This window comes from Xanthobacter sp. DMC12, from assembly GCF_056314105.1.
Map to the genome: position 1 here is coordinate 1,279,448 of NZ_JBQUYZ010000001.1, position 15,190 is coordinate 1,294,637.

The window sequence follows — 15,190 nt, forward strand, 5'->3', positions numbered from 1 at the left end:
CGTCGCCGATGTCAGCCTCGACATCATGCCCGGCGAGCGGCATCTGCTGCTCGGCCCCAACGGCGCGGGCAAGACCACGCTGTTCAACCTGATCTGCGGCGACCTCACCCCCACCGGCGGCTCCATCCGCCTGTTCGGGTCGGAGCTGGTGGGCCTGCCACCGCGCAAGCGCACCGGCTTCGGCCTCGCGCGCACCTATCAGATCCTCACGCTGTTCCCGCACGAGACGATCTGCCGGAACGTGATGCTGGCGCTCAACGGCCTCCGCCGCGAGAAATGGCGCGCCTGGGCCCCCTTCAACGCGGACGCGGCGCTCAGGGCGGAAGCCCTCGCCATCCTCGACCGGGTGAAGCTCGCCGACCTCGCGGACCGGCCCGTCTCCCAGACCGCCTATGGCGACCGGCGGCGGCTGGAGATCGCCATGGCGCTGGCCCTCGCCCCGCGCGTGCTGCTGCTGGACGAGCCATTGGCCGGCCTCTCCCGCGACGAGCGGGTGATGGTGCAGGACCTGCTCGCCAATTTGCCGGAGGAGATGACCGTGGTGCTCATCGAGCACGACATGGATGTCGCCCTCGCCTTCGCCGAGCGCATCACCCTGCTCCACCACGGCCGGGTGGTCACCACCGGATCGCGCGCCGACATCGCCGCCGATCCCCGCACACGGGAGGTGTATCTCGGTGCCTGAAGCCCTCACCCTGTCCAATCTTCACGTCTATCACGGCGAAATCTGCGCCGTGCGCGGGCTCGACATCGCCTGCGCGGAAGGCGCGGTCACCGCCCTGCTCGGCCGCAACGGCGCGGGCAAGTCCACGACGCTTTCCGCCATCGCCGGGCTGCTCGACGCCCGGCAGGGCCGCATCGACCTGTTCGGCACGGCGCTGGAGAACCGCAAGCCAGAGGCCATCTGCCGGCTGGGCGTGGGGCTGGTGCCGCAGGGGCGGCGCATCTTCCCGTCCCTGACCGTGCAGGAACACCTCGCCATCGCCTACCGGCCGCCGCGCCACAAAGCGGCGCGGGTGTTCGACATCGCCTCGGTGGAGACGCTGTTTCCGCGCCTGAAGGAACGGCGCCGTCAGCTCGCGGGCTCCATGTCCGGCGGCGAGCAGCAGATGCTGGCCATCGCCCGCGCGCTCGTCACCAATCCCCGCGTGCTGCTGCTGGACGAGCCGGCGGAAGGCCTCGCCCCGCAGATCGTCGCCGAGGTGGCGGATGCCATCGCCGCGCTGAAGCAGGCCGGGCTCTCCATTCTCCTCGTGGAACACAATCTGCCGCTGGCGCTGCGGCTCGCCGACACCTGCGTCGTCCTGTCTTCGGGAGAGGTGGTCTGGCGCGGACCGCCGCAGGTTCTCGCCGACGACCCCGCCCTCATGGCCCAACATCTGGGAGTGCACTGATGCTCACCGCCAACACACGCGCCGCCGGCCTCTCCGCGCACATCACCGGCACCGGTCCCAGCATCGTGTTCCTGCACTCGCTCCTGTCCGATCGCGGCAGCCTGGAACCCATGGTGCCGCTGCTGTCCGACCGCTTCCGCCTCGTGCTGCTGGATCTGCCCGGCTTCGGCGGCTCGCCGCGTGTGGAAGGCGGGCTTGAGGGGCAGGCGGATGCGGTGGCGGCGGCGGCGGCGGAGGCCTGCCCCGGCGAGACGCCGATCCTGTTCGGCAATGGCTACGGCTCGTTCCTCGCCCTTGCCACGGCGCTGCGCCATCCGCACCTGTCGAGCGGCCTGTTTCTGGCCGGCTGCGGCGCCCGCTTCACCGAGGAGGGGCGCGGCGCCTTCCGCTTCATGGCCGCGAAGGCCGGTGCGGAGGGGCTGGAATCCATCGCCCAGACGGCCATGCTGCGCCTGTTCCCCGCCGCCATGGCGGCACGGGTGCCGGAGACGCTGGCGGAGCGGCGCGCGGCCTTCGTCGCCACCGATCCGGAGGTGTTCGGCGACGCCTGCGGCCTTCTCGCGACCCTCGACCTGAGGGACGCCGCGCGGGATCTCGCCGTGCCGGTGTTCGCCTGCGCCGGCACCTTCGACGCAGCGACGCCGCCCGCCATGGCGCGCGAACTCGCCGACCTCGTGCCCAACGGCACATTCCACGAGATCCACGATTGCGCCCACGTGCCGACCCTTCAGGCGCCGGCCGAGGTGGCGGTGCTGCTCACCGCATTTGCCCGGTCTTCGAGCACGCCGCGCGCGGAAGCTGCCGCAGCGCGGGCGGGCTGAGGCCGCGCGGACACGCGTCGCCGGCCGGCGTCACGCGACGGTCGGAACGTCCATGGCGAGGGCCACCAGCGTGAAGCCGAGCGCGAGCAGGAAGTTCAAGCCGCCGCTGCCGCCGAACACAAGGGTGACACCCACGCTCATCAGCGCGGCGACAAGGGTGAGGATGATGCCGAAGGCGATGCCCTTCATGGGTCTGGTCCAGAAACACGATCGGGCCAATATGCCCGCTTGATCGTGATGCTCCGGGTGCCGGGCGGAATTTCGACAGGAAAGCGGCGGCTTTGCTGCGGGCGGGGTCGCCGCCCACAGATCGACGAAACGTGATCTTTTCGCCACGGCGGGCGCGGGGGCTCAGTCCGTAAAGCCGGCAACCCGGTGCGGGACGTAGGGCGCCTCCAGCGCGGCGATCTCCTCCGCCGTCAGCGCCAGCGAGAGGGCCGCCACCGCATCCGTGAGATGGCCGGGCTTCGAGGCGCCGATGATGGGCGCGGTGACGCCCTTCTTCTGCAGCATCCAGGCAAGCGCCACCTGCGCGCGCGGCACGCCCCGGTTTGCGGCGATGGCGCCCACCGCGTCCACCACCTCCCGGTCGCCCGCCACATAGAGCGTCTTGCCGAATTCGTCGCTCTCCAGCCGATAGGTCGCCTCGTCCCACGCCCGCGCCAGCCGGCCGCGCGCCAGGGGGCTCCACGGGATGACGGCCACGCCCTCCTCGATGCACAGGGGCAGCATCTCGCGCTCCTCCTCGCGATAGAGGAGGTTCATGTGGTTCTGCATGCTCACGAAGCGCGTCCAGCCGTTGAGGCGCGAGATGTAGATCGCCTTGGCGAAGCGCCATGCCGGCATGGAGGAGGCGCCGATGTAGCGCGCCTTGCCGGCCTTCACCACGTCGTGCAGCGCCTCCAGCGTCTCCTCGATGGGGGTGGCGTGGTCGAAGCGGTGGATCTGGTAGAGGTCCACATAGTCCGTGCCGAGGCGGCGCAGGCTGGCGTCGATCTCGGCCATGATCGCCTTGCGCGAGAGGCCCGCGCCGTTGGGGCCGGGGCGCATGCGGTTGAACACCTTGGTGGCGAGCACCACCTCCTCGCGCCGCACGAAATCCTTCAGCGCGCGGCCGACGATCTCTTCCGACGTGCCGTCCGAATAGACGTTGGCGGTGTCGAGGAAATTGATGCCGAGGTCGAGGGCCTGCCGGATGAGCGGACGGCTCTCCTCCTCCTTCAGGGTCCAGGCGTGGGAGCCGCGGTTGGGCTCGCCGAACGTCATGCAGCCGAGGCACAGCTTCGAGACCTCAAGGCCGGTCGCGCCGAATTTCACGTAGTCCAATGCCCGTCTCCCGCGATGAAGGCGCCCACCATGGCCGCCGCGGCGCCACTTGCAAGCGTTCAGTGCATCACGATACCGCGCTCGTCCCGCGCGGATGGGCGCGCACCAGGGCGCCGGCGGCGGCGCCCGCCTCCTCGAACCAGCTCGCATCGCGATGCACCAGCGAGGCGGAGAAGGCGCCGTCCAGCAGCAGCAGAATCTGCCGCGCCAGCGCCGTGGGCGTCTCGAAGCCTTCCCCCTCCAATTCACCCGCCAGCCACGTGGCGAAGGCCGCCTTGTGGCGGGCGCCGATCTTCACCGCCGGGTGTCCGGGCAGCGCGGCCAGTTCCGCCGTGGTGCGCAGGAACCCGCAGCCCTTCCACTTGGGATGCCGCGCGCTCTTGGCGAGGGCCGCGAAGATGGCGGCGACCTTCGCGTCCGCCCCGCCCTCGGCGGCGGCGAACCACGCCGCCATCTGCTTCAGATTCGGCTGGTCGCGGGCGTCGAGATAGGCGGCGACGAGATCGTCCTTGCTGTCGAAATGGTAGTAGAGCGTCCGCTTGGTGACGCCCGCCTTCTCCGCCACCGCATCCATGCTCACGCGGCCGATTCCCTCCGCATAGAACAGCTTCGAGGCGGCCTGAACGATCTTGGTGCGGGTGTCGGTGACCTTCGGCATGACCGCAAGGTATACCGTACAGTGAGTATACTCAACCGGCCGCCGCGTGCAGGGTCGGCTCCTCATCGAACGGGGAGATCATCCATGACGGACCTTGTGCTGACGACGGTGGACGGCGCCATCGCCACCCTCACCCTCAACCGCCCGGAAAAGCTCAATGCCCTGAGCTACGACACCATCGAGACGCTGCTGCGCCACCTCGACGCCATCGAGGGCGACGACGGCATCCGCGGCGTCATCCTCACCGGCACCGGACGCGCCTTCTCGGCGGGCGGCGACATTCCCGAATTCTCCCGCTCCGTTGCCGAAAGCCCCGAGGCCGCGCTGCGCGATTTCGTGGCGCGCGGCCAAAGGCTGACGGCGCGGGTGGAAGCCTTCCGCAAGCCGCTGGTGGTGGCGGTCAATGGCCTCGCCTACGGCGGCGGCTGCGAGGTGACGGAAGCGGCCCCGCTCGCCATCGCCAGCGACCGCGCAGTGTTCGCCAAGCCGGAGATCCGGCTCGGCATGCCGCCCACCTTCGGCGGCACCCAGCGCCTGCCCCGCCTCGCCGGCCGCAAGCGGGCCATGGAACTGCTGCTCACCGGCGAGACCTTCACCCCTGAGCGCGCGCTGGAGCTGGGGCTGGTGAATGCGGTGGTGCCCCATGACGAACTCCTGCCCCGCGCCCGCGACCTCCTGGAGCGCATCCTCGTCCACTCCCCGCTCGCCGTTTCCAGCATCCTCACGGCGGTCACGCGCGGCATCAACCTGCCCATCGCCGAGGGCCTGCTGGTGGAGGCCGAGCAGTTCGCCCGCATGGCCCCCACCGCCGACCTGCGCGAGGGGCTCGACGCCTGGATCGTCCGCCGCGCACCCGCCTATCCGGGCCTGTGGACCGCATCTGCGGAGGGCTGACCATGGATGGCCACACCAGCTTCCCCCGCGAGACGTTCGCCGCCTTCGCGGCGAACGACCGCCCCGGCCCGGTGCACCTGCTGAACCTCATCCGCCTGCGCCCGCGCGTGGTCTATGCGGACGGGCGCATCACCACCGGCGCCGAGGCCTATGACGCCTACAGCCGCCTCAGCGCGCCGGTGCTCGCGGAGATCGGCGGGCGCATCGTCTGGCGTGGCGACTTCGAGCTGTCCCTCGTCGGGCCGCCGGAGACCCATTGGGACATCGCCTTCATCGCTGAGTATCCCAGCCCCGGCGCCTTCATGCAGATGCTGCGCGATCCGTGCTACCGCGAGGCCATGGCACACCGGCAGGCCGGCGTCGCCGACAGCCGGCTCGTGCGCTTTGATCCGCTGCCGGCCGGCGCCGGCTTCGCGGGATGATTGGCGGCGAGGCATCGCAGAGGTGCCGCGCCCCTCTCTCAGTCGGCAGTGCCCAGCGGCCACCCGGCCTGCGGTGCTGCTTGGCCCTCGCCTTCCAGCCAGCGCGCGAGGGCATCGATGTTGCGCGGATTGCGCGGCGATCGGCTGCGGATGAAATGAAAACCGCTCTCAAGCTCCATCAGCGGCCCCAGCACCCGCAGTCTCCCGGCGGCGAGATGGTCGTCCAGGTAACGCGCATCAGTGAGCACGACGCCGGCCCCGGCCAGCGCCGCCTCCAGCCCCTGCGCCCGGTTCTCCACCACCATGCCGCCGGCCGGAGCCCCACCCTTCTGCCGCGTCTGTTGCCACCACAGCGGCCAGTCGCGGAAGCGGGCACGGGCGCGGATCACCGGCCAGTCGGACGGCCGGCCCAGCGCCAGGCCGGGCGCGGCGGCGGGCACCAGCGTCTCGCGGAAAAGCAGCCGCGCCTCCACGCCGGGCCAATCGCCCATGCCGCTGCGGATGGCGCAGTCCACATCCTCCCCGTCGAGATCCACCACGCGCTGCGTGGTCAGCACCGCGATCTCGATATCCGGATGGGCGCGCTGGAAACGCGGCAGGCGCGGCAGCAGCCAGTTGGCGGCCAGCGTGTTCACTGTCGAGAGCCGGATCTGCCGCGCGCGCCTCTGGAGGGGCGAGACCGCCGCCTCGATCCTGCCGATGGCGTCACCCATGGCGGCGAGGAGCGCTATGCCCTCGTCCGTCAGTACGGAGACCCGGCCGGATCGCATGACCAGCCGCGCCCCCAGTTCTGCCTCAAGGTCCGCAATGCGGTGCCCGAGGGCCGAACGCGAGATGCCCAGCGCCTCGGCGGCCGCCCCCTGCCTTTTGTGCCGCGCCAGCGCATCGAGGGCCGCAAGGCCGCGCAGCGACGGCAGGTTGGAGGACATGAGCGCTTCCCGGACGAACCAAACAGGTGAGAACTTCTCACCCATTTCAGCCCAAACATCCGCTAGCTTCCAGCCCGATCATTGTCGGAGGAGCGCATCATGACAGGCCCCGCCCGCACGCCGCTCGCAGCCGAGGACGTGCCGCCCCGCACCAAGCCCTCCAACTATCCCGCGCCCTTCGCCGCGCGCATGGCGGGGCGGGAGAAGCGGCAGTTGGGCGACGCCTTCGGCCTCTCGCGCTTCGGCGTGAACCTCACCACGCTGGCGCCCGGCGCACAGTCCGCGCTGCTGCACCGGCACAGCCGGTCGGAGGAGTTCATCTATATCCTCGCCGGCACGCCGACCTTGCGCACCGACGAGGGCGAGTTCCTGCTCGGCCCCGACATGTGCATCGGCTTTCCGGCGAACGGCCTCGCCCATCATCTCGTCAATAAAAGCGCGGAAGAGGTCCGCTATCTGGAGATCGGCGACCGGGATCCCGAGGATGCCGGCACCTATCCCGAGGACGATCTGGTGGCGCAGTTTTCTGCCGCCGGATGGTCCTTCACCCACAAGGACGGAACCCCATGGTGAGGCCCGCATGATTTCCCACGTGAATATCGGCACGAACGACATCGTTGCCGCGAAGGCCTTCTACGATCCGCTGATGGCGCGCCTCGGCTGGCGCCTGCGCTTCTTCGATGCCGCCGACGGGAAGGCCGGGTGGCAGCCGGCGGAGGGGCGCTTTCCCCTGTTCCTGCTGTGCCTTCCCTTCGACGGCGGCCCCGCCGCGCCCGGCAACGGCGCCATGGTCGCCCTGCTCGCGCCGGACCGGGCGAGCGTGGACGACATCCACCGCATGGCGCTGGCCGCCGGCGGCACGGATGAAGGCGGGCCGGGGCTTCGGCCCCACTATCACCCCAACTATTACGGCGCCTATTTCCGCGATCGCGACGGCAACAAGATCTGCGTCTGCTGCCATGCGGCGGAGGGCGCATGATTGCTGCCGAGGACTCCGACGTGACGCTCACGCGCGAGCAGATGCACGCCCACGCGCAGGGCTGGATCGCCGCCTGGAACCGGCGCGACGTGGAGGCGGTGCTCTCCGCCTTCACCGACGATGCGCGCTTCCGCAGCCCCATCGCCTTGCAGATGACCGGGAGCGCCACGCTGGAGGGCCGCCCGGCCATCGAGGCCTATTGGCGGGCGGCGCTGGGGCGGATCGAGCGGCTGGATTTCCGCCTCCTCGCCGCCATCTGCGATGAACCCGGGCAGCGCATGGTGGTGCATTACGAGGCGACCCTCGGGGACACCACCCGCCGCGCGTGCGAAATCTTCGTCTTTCGCGGCGGGCTGAAGATCGAGGCCGAAGCGCTCTATGGCGATACGGTCGCGCTGCCCGGTGGCGGCGCGGCGGGCGCCTCCGAGACCGTAGCGCCCGTCTCCGGCATGGCGAAGAAATAGAGCAGGAAGCCGGCCGCCGCGATGGCGGCCAGCGTGAGGAAGGCGGCGCTGTAGCCGGCGGCGACGATGGTCACGCCGGCGATGGAGGCCGAAAACGCCGCCCCCAGCCCCTGCGCCGTGGCCACCGCGCCCTGGCTCACGTTGAAGCGCCCGGTGCCGCGCGTCAGGTCCGCCACCACCACCGGGAAGAGCGCGCCGAAGATGCCGGCGCCCACGCCATCGAGGCACTGCACGGCGAACAGCCAGAACGGATTGCTGGAGAGGGTATAGAGCGCGCCGCGCAGCGCCAGCACGGCGAAGGCGACGAGGAAGATGGGCTTTCGGCCCCACGCATCGGCCTTCGCACCCACCATGATGGCCATGGGCACCATCACGCACTGCGCCGCCACGATGCAGAGCGCGATGAGCGAGGTCGCCTGCTCCTTGCCCACCACATAGGTCAGCAACTGGCCGGTGGTGGGCAGCATGGCCGCGTTGGAGAGGTGGAAGAGGAAGCAGGTCAGCGCGAAGATCAGCAGAGGCCGGCTCGACAGCAGCGTCTTCAGGCCCGAGGGATGCTCATGGTGGGCGGCGTCGTGGGCGAGGCCGCGGGCCAGCGTGTCGTCGATCTCTCGCCGCGGCACCACCAGCATGGCGCCGATGCTGAGCGCGGCGAGCACGGCCATCAGCCAGAACACCACGATGGGGCCGAACAGCACCGCCGTGCCGGCGGCGATGGCGGCGGACACCGCATTGCCGAGATGGTTGAACGCCTCGTTGCGCCCGATGCGCCGCGCGAACGCCTTCTGCCCCACGAGGCCCAGCGTGATGCCCGAGAGCGCGGGCGGGAAGATGGCCCCCGCCATGGCCGCCAGCGACTGGCTGCCCGCCACCAGATAGAAGTTCGAGAGGAAGGGCAGCGACAGGCAGGCGATCGTCACGGCAAGCGCGCCGGCGATCACGATGGCCGGCTTGTTGCGACTGCTGTCGATGAGCGCGCCGGCCGGCGTCTGGGCCAGAAGCCCGGTGAGGCCGGCGATGGTCATCACGAAGCCGACGGTGGCTTCCGTCCAGCCCTGCTCCGGCCCGCGCACCGCCAGCAGATAGATGGCGAGATAGGGCCCGAGGCCGTCCCGCACGTCCGCCAGGAAGAAATTCAGCGCATCGAGCCCCAGCATGGCGCGGCGCGACGGCCCCTGATGGACCGCCTCTCCGCCACCGCCCTGCCCCACCCCATCACCCGCGACCATCGGCAGCCCCCGAAACTCGTCGTTCCATACGAAGAAAAGCGGCCGAAGCGCCCCGCCATCTCGGCGGCGGGCAGCGGCAGCGTGACAACGCCGCCGGATACTGTCCAGATCCCGCTCGCCATGCAGTCGATTTCGCCGGCGTGGCGGACGCAGCGTCACCCGAATCCGCTTTACGTTGGGGGGAGACAACCTTAGGTTCCGCCTCCGCTCGCGCCAGGGGTCCTGCGTGCAGGCGACCTGCGTTGCGGGGATTTGGGAGGGACGGAGCGCGATGAAGCGGTCTGCTCAGATCAGCCTCGGCCTGCTTCTCGGCGGGACGGTGCTGACCTTCTACGCCTGCAGCGGCCCCGACGAGACCGCCGAACTCATCTATGATGGCAATCACGCGGACGCGGTGCGCCAGTGCGTTGCCGACGACGTGCCGGTGCAGACCTGCGAAGCCGCCTATACCGAGGCGCAGCGCGCCCATGCGCGGAGCGCCCCGCGCTTCACCTCCCGCGCCGAGTGCGAGCGCGCCACCGACAGCGCCTGCGATTTCAATCTGGTGCCGCGGCCCGATGGCACCGTCGCCCTCGTAATGGCGCCGCTCATGACCGGCTTTCTTCTCAGCCAGGCCCTGTCCGGCCGCGAGGCGAATGTGGGTACGGCCGTCTATCGCTCGCTGCAAGACCCCACCTCCTACCGGCCCCTCTCCGCCTTCGACCGCGTCCGCGTCAGCGGCGGCCTCGGCGGAGTCGCAACGGTCGGGCCGCCGTCGTTGGGCGGGGGCAAGGGCATCGGCGCGGGTGGACGCGGCGGATTTGGCGCCCATGGCAGCGGCGGCAAGGGCGGCGGGGGGAAAGGCGGCGGCTCCTGATGCGGCGCCATTCCATCTCCCCGCGCCCGGACTGGCGCGCGACGGCCACGCGGCTCGGCTTCCACTTCGCCGACATGTATGGCGCGCCCTATTGGGACGAGAGCGCCATGTTCTCGTTCAGCCTCGCGGAGATCGAGGGCGCCATCGAGGACCCGAGCCGCGATCTCCACCAGATGTGCCTCGCCCTCGCCGAACGGGCGGTGGCGGACCCGCAGGTCATGGCGCGCCTCGGCGTGCCGGAGGCTCATCGCGATCTGGTGGCGGCCTCGTGGCGCGCCGCCGAACCCACGCTCTACGGCCGCTTCGACCTCGCCTATGACGGCACGGGGCCGGCCAAGCTGCTGGAGTACAACGCCGACACCCCCACCGGCCTCTATGAGGCCGCCGTCTTCCAGTGGATCTGGCTGGAGCAGGCCCGCGGCCTCGGCATCGTTCCGGCCGGCGCCGACCAGTTCAATTCGGTGCACGAACGCCTCGTGGCGCAGTTCGCCGCCATGGGCACAGGGCGGCGCCTGCACCTCGCCGGGATGCTGGACGACGTGGAGGATGGCGGCACGCTGACCTATCTCGCCGATTGCGCGCAGCAGGCCGGCAACCGGGTGCAGCTCATCAACATGGCCGACATCGGCATCGATGCGCGCGGACGCTTCATCGATCTCGACAATCTCGTCATCTCGCGGATGTTCAAGCTCTATCCGTGGGAATGGATGTTCGACGAGGCCTTCGCCGTCCACCTCGCCGGCGCCCGCTGCACCTTCATCGAGCCGCCGTGGAAGGCGATGCTCTCCACCAAGGCCATCCTGCCCCTGCTTTGGGAGATGTTTCCCGGCCACCCCAACCTGCTGCCGGCCTATTTCGCGGGCGATCCGCGCGCCGAGGCGCTGGGCGACCACGTGGTCAAGCCGCTGTTCTCCCGCGAGGGCGAGAACGTGACGCTGGTGCGCGGCGGCCGGGTGGAGACGACGCCCGGCCGCTACGGCGACGAGGGCTATGTGGTGCAGGCAGCCGCGCCGCTCTTTGAGTCGGCGCACGGCTATGCGGTGATCGGCAGCTGGATCGTGGGCGACACCGCCTGCGGCATGGGCATCCGCGAGGATGCCTCGCCCATCACCGCCAACCTCTCCCGCTTCGTGCCGCACATCATCGACGGCTGAGCCGCCTCACGGCTCGGCGCGATGCTCTTCCCGGGCGGCTTCCCACACTTCGCGGGCGGCATCGAGGTTGAGGGCGGCGATGGCGAGGCCGACGATGAGGTCGGGCCACGCCGAGCGCCACAGGAAGGCGGTGACCACGCCGGCCGCGATGATGGCGATGTTGGCGAAGGCGTCGTTGCGCGCCGAGAGGAAGGCGGCCTTCGTGAGGCTGCCGCGATGGTGCCGGTAGCGGGCGAGCAGGAAGGCGCAGGTGAGGTTCACCGCCAGCGCGCCGAGGCCGGTGAGGGACAAGGCGAGGGGCTGCGGCGCCACCGGATCGAGGAACTTGTCCCAGGCGGTCCACACCGTGGCGAGGCCGGGAATGAGCAGGATCAGCGCCAGCGCCATGCCCACCTTCGCCCGCGCCCGCGCCGACCAGGCAAGGGCGACGAAGATCAGCAGGTTGACGCTGGCGTCTTCCAGAAAGTCCACGCTGTCCGCGAACAGCGAGACCGAGCCGATGGCGAGCGCCACCGCGAACTCCACGCCGAAATAGGCGAGGTTCGCCAGCGCCACCACCAGCACCGTCCGGCGCAGGCCCGCATGGTCCAAAACCTGCCCGTCGCTCATTGCGCCCCCTCGATCGTCATGCCCTGCGGTCGTCATGCCCTGCGATCCTGCCGCAGGGTTACGCAAGGCGCGCGCCGTGTCGAGCGCTCAGGAGAGCACGCCCCGCCACACGGCAACCAGCAGGAACACGCCCATGCCGATGCGGTAGAACACGAAGGGCCAGGACGAGAGGCGCTCCATCACCCGCATCAGCGTCCAGATGGCGACGAAGGCGGAGAGCGAGGCAGTGACGAGGCCGACGCCGAGCACTTCCCAGCCCTGCATGTCGAGGCCGGCATGGTGCAGCTCCAGCAATTCCTTCACGCCCGCCGCGAAGATGGCCGGCAGGCCGAGCAGGAAGGAGAAGCGGGCCGCATCCTCCCGGCGCAGGCCGAGGAACATGGCCGCCGTCAGCGTCGAGCCCGAGCGCGACACGCCGGGAATGAGCGCGCCGACCTGCGCGAGGCCCACCACCAGCGCGTCCGGCAGCTTGATCTGCGCGAAGGTGCGGGTGTGGCGGCTGGTCATTTCGGCGATGCCGAGCAGCAGGCCCATGACGAGGCTCGCCGCACCGATGACCCACAATTCGCGGAAGGACGAGCCGCAGGCGTTCAGCTTGCTCTTCAAGAGCACGCCGGCGATGACGATGGGGATGGTGCCGAGGATGATGCCGAGCACGGTCTTGGGTGCATGGGCGGTGAAATCCCCCGTCCGCACCGACGAGATCGTGCCGCAGGCGAGCGCCCGCAGGTCGCTCCAGAAATAGGTCACCACCGCGAACAAGGCGGCGAGTTGCATGGCCGCGGAGAAGGCGGAGCCGGGATCGGGCCAGCCGAGCACCGCCGGCACGAGGCGCATGTGCGCCGTGGAGGAGATGGGCAGAAGCTCGGTGATGCCCTGTACGACGCCGAGGACGGCGACCTTGCCGGTGCCGAGGGCGACGAACCCGGTGTCCACCCCATTGGTGCAGACGCTGGCCATGGTGTCGATTTCCGCTTGCTATGAGGTCGGCGTGACGCCTGCGGAAGGCCGTGCGCGCAAGGATATAGCAAGCGCGCGCGAAGACAGGCGTCCCTTGCTATCTGCTTCGCGCGCGCGACGGAACCTTGCGGGGTGCGCGTTGTCACCGCAGTGCCGCTGCGGAAGTCTTGCGGCGCGGCGGTTGCCGGCTCCTCCCGGCGGATCACCTCGCGGAACGGAAGCCACGCTTCAGAGCGCCCGGGATGACGGACCAGTTCCGGACAAACCCTTGGGACTGAATAACAATCCTCTCCATCTCCGCTCTCGCGCGGGCGTCGCGAGATGCCGCACCTCGCGACCGACCGGAGCAATTGCGAATGGAGATTGAAATCTTCTATGGTCCGTCGCCATCCATTGGGCCTGCGCCGCCCATTACTTTAGGTAATATCAAATATTACCTGACCTGAGGTCAGCCTGAATGGCGAATATTGAAGCCGTCCCGCCCACCGAAGACGCGCCCCCGCCGCCTGTGGCCGTGCCCGAACCGGCGCGCCCGCAGCCGTTCGAGGGGCTGGCGCGGGAGCAGGTGTCGGAGATGCTGCGCCTGCCGCATTTCGGCCGGCGCGGGGCGCTGGTGGCGGTGGGGCTCATCGCGGCGCTCTGGGCGGCGAGCGGCTTCTACCGGGTGCAGCCGGACGAGCAGGGCATCGTGCTGCGCTTCGGCCAGTGGGTGGCGACAGAGCCCTCCGGCGTCCACTACCACTGGCCCTATCCCATCGAGACCATTCTCCTGCCCAAGACCACCCAGATCAACCAGATGGTCCTCGGCTCCCGCGACGGACGGCGCGAGCGCAGCCAGATGCTCACCGGCGACGAGAACATCGTCGAGGTGGACTGCGTGGTGTTCTGGCGCATTCGCGATGCGGGCCAGTTCCTGTTCAACGTCGCCGATGCGGAAGGCACCCTGCGCGTCACCGCCGAGAGCGCCCTGCGCGAGGTCATCGGCCAGAACCCCATTCAGGCGGCGCTCTCCGACAAGCGCCAGCAGATCGCCCAGCAGACGGAAGTCGTGCTCCAGCGCCTGCTCGACAAGTATCAGGCCGGCATCGTCATCACGCAGGTTCAGTTGCTGCGCATCGATCCGCCCGCCGCCGTCATCGACGCCTTCAACGACGTGCAGCGCGCCCGCGCCGACCAGGAGCGCGCGCGCAACGAGGCCGAGGCCTACCGCAACGATATCCTGCCCCGCGCCCGCGGCGAGGCCGAGCGCATCGTGCAGGAGGCGCAGGCCTATGGCGAGCAGGCGGTGGACCTCGCCAAGGGCGAGGCGCAGAGCTTCCTCGCCGTGGAAGCCGCCTATGAGCGGCACAAGGACGTGACCCTCCGCCGCCTCTATCTGGAAGGCGTGGACGAGGTGCTGAAGCATTCCGGCCGGGTCATCGTGGACCTCTCCGCCCACGGCAGCAGCATCGTGCCCTACCTGCCCCTCACCGAGGCCGACAAGCGCGCCACCCTCCCCGCCCCGCCGGTCGCGGAGCAGGCCAGCGCGGGAGCCGCCAAATGAAGCGCGCCGGATTCATCGCGCTGGGGGTGGGCATCCTCCTCGTCGCCTTCGCCTCTTCCTTCGCCTTCACCGTGCAGCAGACCCAGCGCGCGCTGGTGGTGCGGCTCGGCATGCCCATCGCCGTGGATGACAAGCCGGGGCTCTATTTCAAGGCGCCGTTCATCGACACGGTGATCTATTTCGAGCGCCGCCTGATCTCGCTGGAGCCGCCCGCCGAGCAGATCATCCTGGGCGACCAGAAGCGCATCGAGGCGAGCACCTACACCCGCTTCCGCATCAACGATCCGCTCGCCTTCTATCAGGCGGTGGGCGGCATCGAGCAGGGTCAGTCGCGGATCGCCCAGATCGTCAATTCGGCGGTGCGGCGGGAGCTGGGACAGGCCAAGCTCGTGGACCTCCTCTCCACCGAGCGCGACCGCATCATCGACAAGATTCGCAACGAGGTGATCGAGCGCAGCCGGGCGCTGGGCGTGGACGTGGTGGACGTGCGCCTCTTGCGCGCCGACCTGCCCGCCGAGACCAGCCAGGCCATCTACGACCGCATGAAGTCCGAGCGCCAGCGCGAGGCCAAGGAACTGCGCGCGCAGGGCTTCGAATGGGCGCAGGAAATCCAGGCCCGCGCCGACCGCCAGCGCACGGTGATCCTCGCGGAGGCGCAGCAGAAGTCCAAGATCGCGCGCGGCGAGGCCGACGCCAAGGCCTCGCAGATCCTCGGCGAGGCCTATGACCGCAGCCCCGCCTTCTACACCTTCCTGCGCACGCAGCAGACCTACAAGCAGACGCTGGCGGGCGCCTCGCCCATGCTGCTGCTGTCGCCCGACGCCGACTTCCTCGGCGCCCTGACGCGCGGACCGACCCTCGCCGATGGCACGGGCGGACCGGCCAAGGGCACGCCCGCAGCCAGCACCCAGAAGCCGTGACCGGCCTCGCCCCGACGCATTCGAGAAGGACA

At 69.9% G+C, this 15,190-nt stretch carries 18 protein-coding genes and 1 pseudogene; 12 read left to right on the plus strand and 7 right to left on the minus strand.

The window, feature by feature from the left end:
* Positions 1 to 13: 13 nt before the first annotated feature.
* The 3 genes and pseudogenes from ACT535_RS05915 to ACT535_RS05925 all read left to right on the plus strand — a co-directional run.
* Positions 14 to 685: pseudogene (locus ACT535_RS05915) on the plus strand (ABC transporter ATP-binding protein); the annotation flags it as partial.
* The gene (locus tag ACT535_RS05920) at positions 678 to 1,394 is read left to right on the plus strand and encodes an ABC transporter ATP-binding protein (protein WP_476363655.1); all 717 of its coding nucleotides are present in this window, start codon (positions 678 to 680) and stop codon (positions 1,392 to 1,394) included. The pseudogene ACT535_RS05915 and the gene ACT535_RS05920, both read left to right, overlap by 8 nt.
* The gene (locus tag ACT535_RS05925) at positions 1,394 to 2,215 is read left to right on the plus strand and encodes an alpha/beta fold hydrolase (protein ID WP_476363656.1); all 822 of its coding nucleotides are present in this window, start codon (positions 1,394 to 1,396) and stop codon (positions 2,213 to 2,215) included. Before ACT535_RS05920 ends, ACT535_RS05925 begins: the two co-directional genes overlap by 1 nt.
* 30 nt (positions 2,216 to 2,245) lie before the next feature.
* Here the strand turns inward: ACT535_RS05925 and ACT535_RS05930 are convergent, their stop codons facing one another.
* From ACT535_RS05930 to ACT535_RS05940, 3 genes are all read right to left on the minus strand, one after another.
* Entirely contained in the window at positions 2,246 to 2,404 is a 159-nt protein-coding gene (locus ACT535_RS05930) for a hypothetical protein (protein ID WP_168460773.1), read from the minus strand.
* Positions 2,405 to 2,566: 162 nt separating this feature from the next.
* Positions 2,567 to 3,541: an aldo/keto reductase gene (locus tag ACT535_RS05935; RefSeq protein ID WP_476363657.1), complete on the minus strand. Its 975-nt coding sequence runs from the start codon at positions 3,539 to 3,541 to the stop codon at positions 2,567 to 2,569.
* Between the two features lie 67 nt (positions 3,542 to 3,608).
* Positions 3,609 to 4,199 (minus strand): TetR/AcrR family transcriptional regulator, encoded by a 591-nt coding sequence (locus tag ACT535_RS05940; RefSeq protein WP_476363658.1) that lies wholly within the window; start codon positions 4,197 to 4,199, stop codon positions 3,609 to 3,611.
* Positions 4,200 to 4,283: 84 nt separating this feature from the next.
* Between ACT535_RS05940 and ACT535_RS05945 the strand changes: the two genes are divergently transcribed.
* Positions 4,284 to 5,093: a crotonase/enoyl-CoA hydratase family protein gene (locus tag ACT535_RS05945; protein WP_476363659.1), complete on the plus strand. Its 810-nt coding sequence runs from the start codon at positions 4,284 to 4,286 to the stop codon at positions 5,091 to 5,093.
* Positions 5,094 to 5,095: 2 nt separating this feature from the next.
* Entirely contained in the window at positions 5,096 to 5,515 is a 420-nt protein-coding gene (locus ACT535_RS05950; protein ID WP_476363660.1) for a DUF1330 domain-containing protein, read from the plus strand.
* Positions 5,516 to 5,553: 38 nt separating this feature from the next.
* Here ACT535_RS05950 and ACT535_RS05955 read toward each other — a convergent pair whose 3' ends face one another.
* A complete protein-coding gene (locus ACT535_RS05955; RefSeq protein WP_476363661.1) occupies positions 5,554 to 6,444 on the minus strand; it encodes a LysR substrate-binding domain-containing protein in 891 nt (296 codons plus the stop codon).
* 99 nt (positions 6,445 to 6,543) lie between these two features.
* Between ACT535_RS05955 and ACT535_RS05960 the strand changes: the two genes are divergently transcribed.
* From ACT535_RS05960 to ACT535_RS05970, 3 genes are read left to right on the plus strand one after another with little or no spacing between them, the layout of a single operon-like run.
* A complete protein-coding gene (locus ACT535_RS05960; protein ID WP_476363662.1) occupies positions 6,544 to 7,017 on the plus strand; it encodes a cupin domain-containing protein in 474 nt (157 codons plus the stop codon).
* Between the two features lie 7 nt (positions 7,018 to 7,024).
* Entirely contained in the window at positions 7,025 to 7,423 is a 399-nt protein-coding gene (locus tag ACT535_RS05965) for a VOC family protein (protein ID WP_476363663.1), read from the plus strand.
* Complete coding sequence (locus ACT535_RS05970; protein ID WP_476363664.1) at positions 7,420 to 7,887, plus strand: nuclear transport factor 2 family protein; 468 nt, start codon at positions 7,420 to 7,422, stop codon at positions 7,885 to 7,887. Before ACT535_RS05965 ends, ACT535_RS05970 begins: the two co-directional genes overlap by 4 nt.
* Here the strand turns inward: ACT535_RS05970 and ACT535_RS05975 are convergent.
* Complete coding sequence (locus ACT535_RS05975) at positions 7,800 to 9,116, minus strand: MFS transporter (protein ID WP_476363665.1); 1,317 nt, start codon at positions 9,114 to 9,116, stop codon at positions 7,800 to 7,802. The two genes, ACT535_RS05970 and ACT535_RS05975, sit on opposite strands and share 88 nt — an antisense overlap.
* 271 nt (positions 9,117 to 9,387) lie before the next feature.
* Between ACT535_RS05975 and ACT535_RS05980 the strand changes: the two genes are divergently transcribed.
* A complete protein-coding gene (locus ACT535_RS05980; RefSeq protein WP_476363666.1) occupies positions 9,388 to 9,972 on the plus strand; it encodes a DUF1190 domain-containing protein in 585 nt (194 codons plus the stop codon).
* On the plus strand, positions 9,972 to 11,126 hold the full coding sequence (locus ACT535_RS05985; protein ID WP_476363667.1) for a glutathionylspermidine synthase family protein: 1,155 nt from the start codon (positions 9,972 to 9,974) through the stop codon (positions 11,124 to 11,126). Before ACT535_RS05980 ends, ACT535_RS05985 begins: the two co-directional genes overlap by 1 nt.
* Before the next feature lie 6 nt (positions 11,127 to 11,132).
* Here the strand turns inward: ACT535_RS05985 and ACT535_RS05990 are convergent, their stop codons facing one another.
* Positions 11,133 to 11,735: a cation efflux transmembrane domain-containing protein gene (locus tag ACT535_RS05990; RefSeq protein WP_168460798.1), complete on the minus strand. Its 603-nt coding sequence runs from the start codon at positions 11,733 to 11,735 to the stop codon at positions 11,133 to 11,135.
* 87 nt (positions 11,736 to 11,822) lie between these two features.
* Positions 11,823 to 12,695 (minus strand): undecaprenyl-diphosphatase UppP, encoded by an 873-nt coding sequence (uppP, locus tag ACT535_RS05995; protein WP_168460800.1) that lies wholly within the window; start codon positions 12,693 to 12,695, stop codon positions 11,823 to 11,825.
* Positions 12,696 to 13,152: 457 nt separating this feature from the next.
* Here uppP and hflK point away from each other — a divergent pair, with 457 nt between their 5' ends.
* The gene (gene hflK, locus ACT535_RS06000; protein ID WP_476363668.1) at positions 13,153 to 14,238 is read left to right on the plus strand and encodes an FtsH protease activity modulator HflK; all 1,086 of its coding nucleotides are present in this window, start codon (positions 13,153 to 13,155) and stop codon (positions 14,236 to 14,238) included.
* Positions 14,235 to 15,158: a protease modulator HflC gene (gene hflC, locus ACT535_RS06005; protein ID WP_476363669.1), complete on the plus strand. Its 924-nt coding sequence runs from the start codon at positions 14,235 to 14,237 to the stop codon at positions 15,156 to 15,158. Before hflK ends, hflC begins: the two co-directional genes overlap by 4 nt.
* Positions 15,159 to 15,190 lie beyond the last annotated feature (32 nt).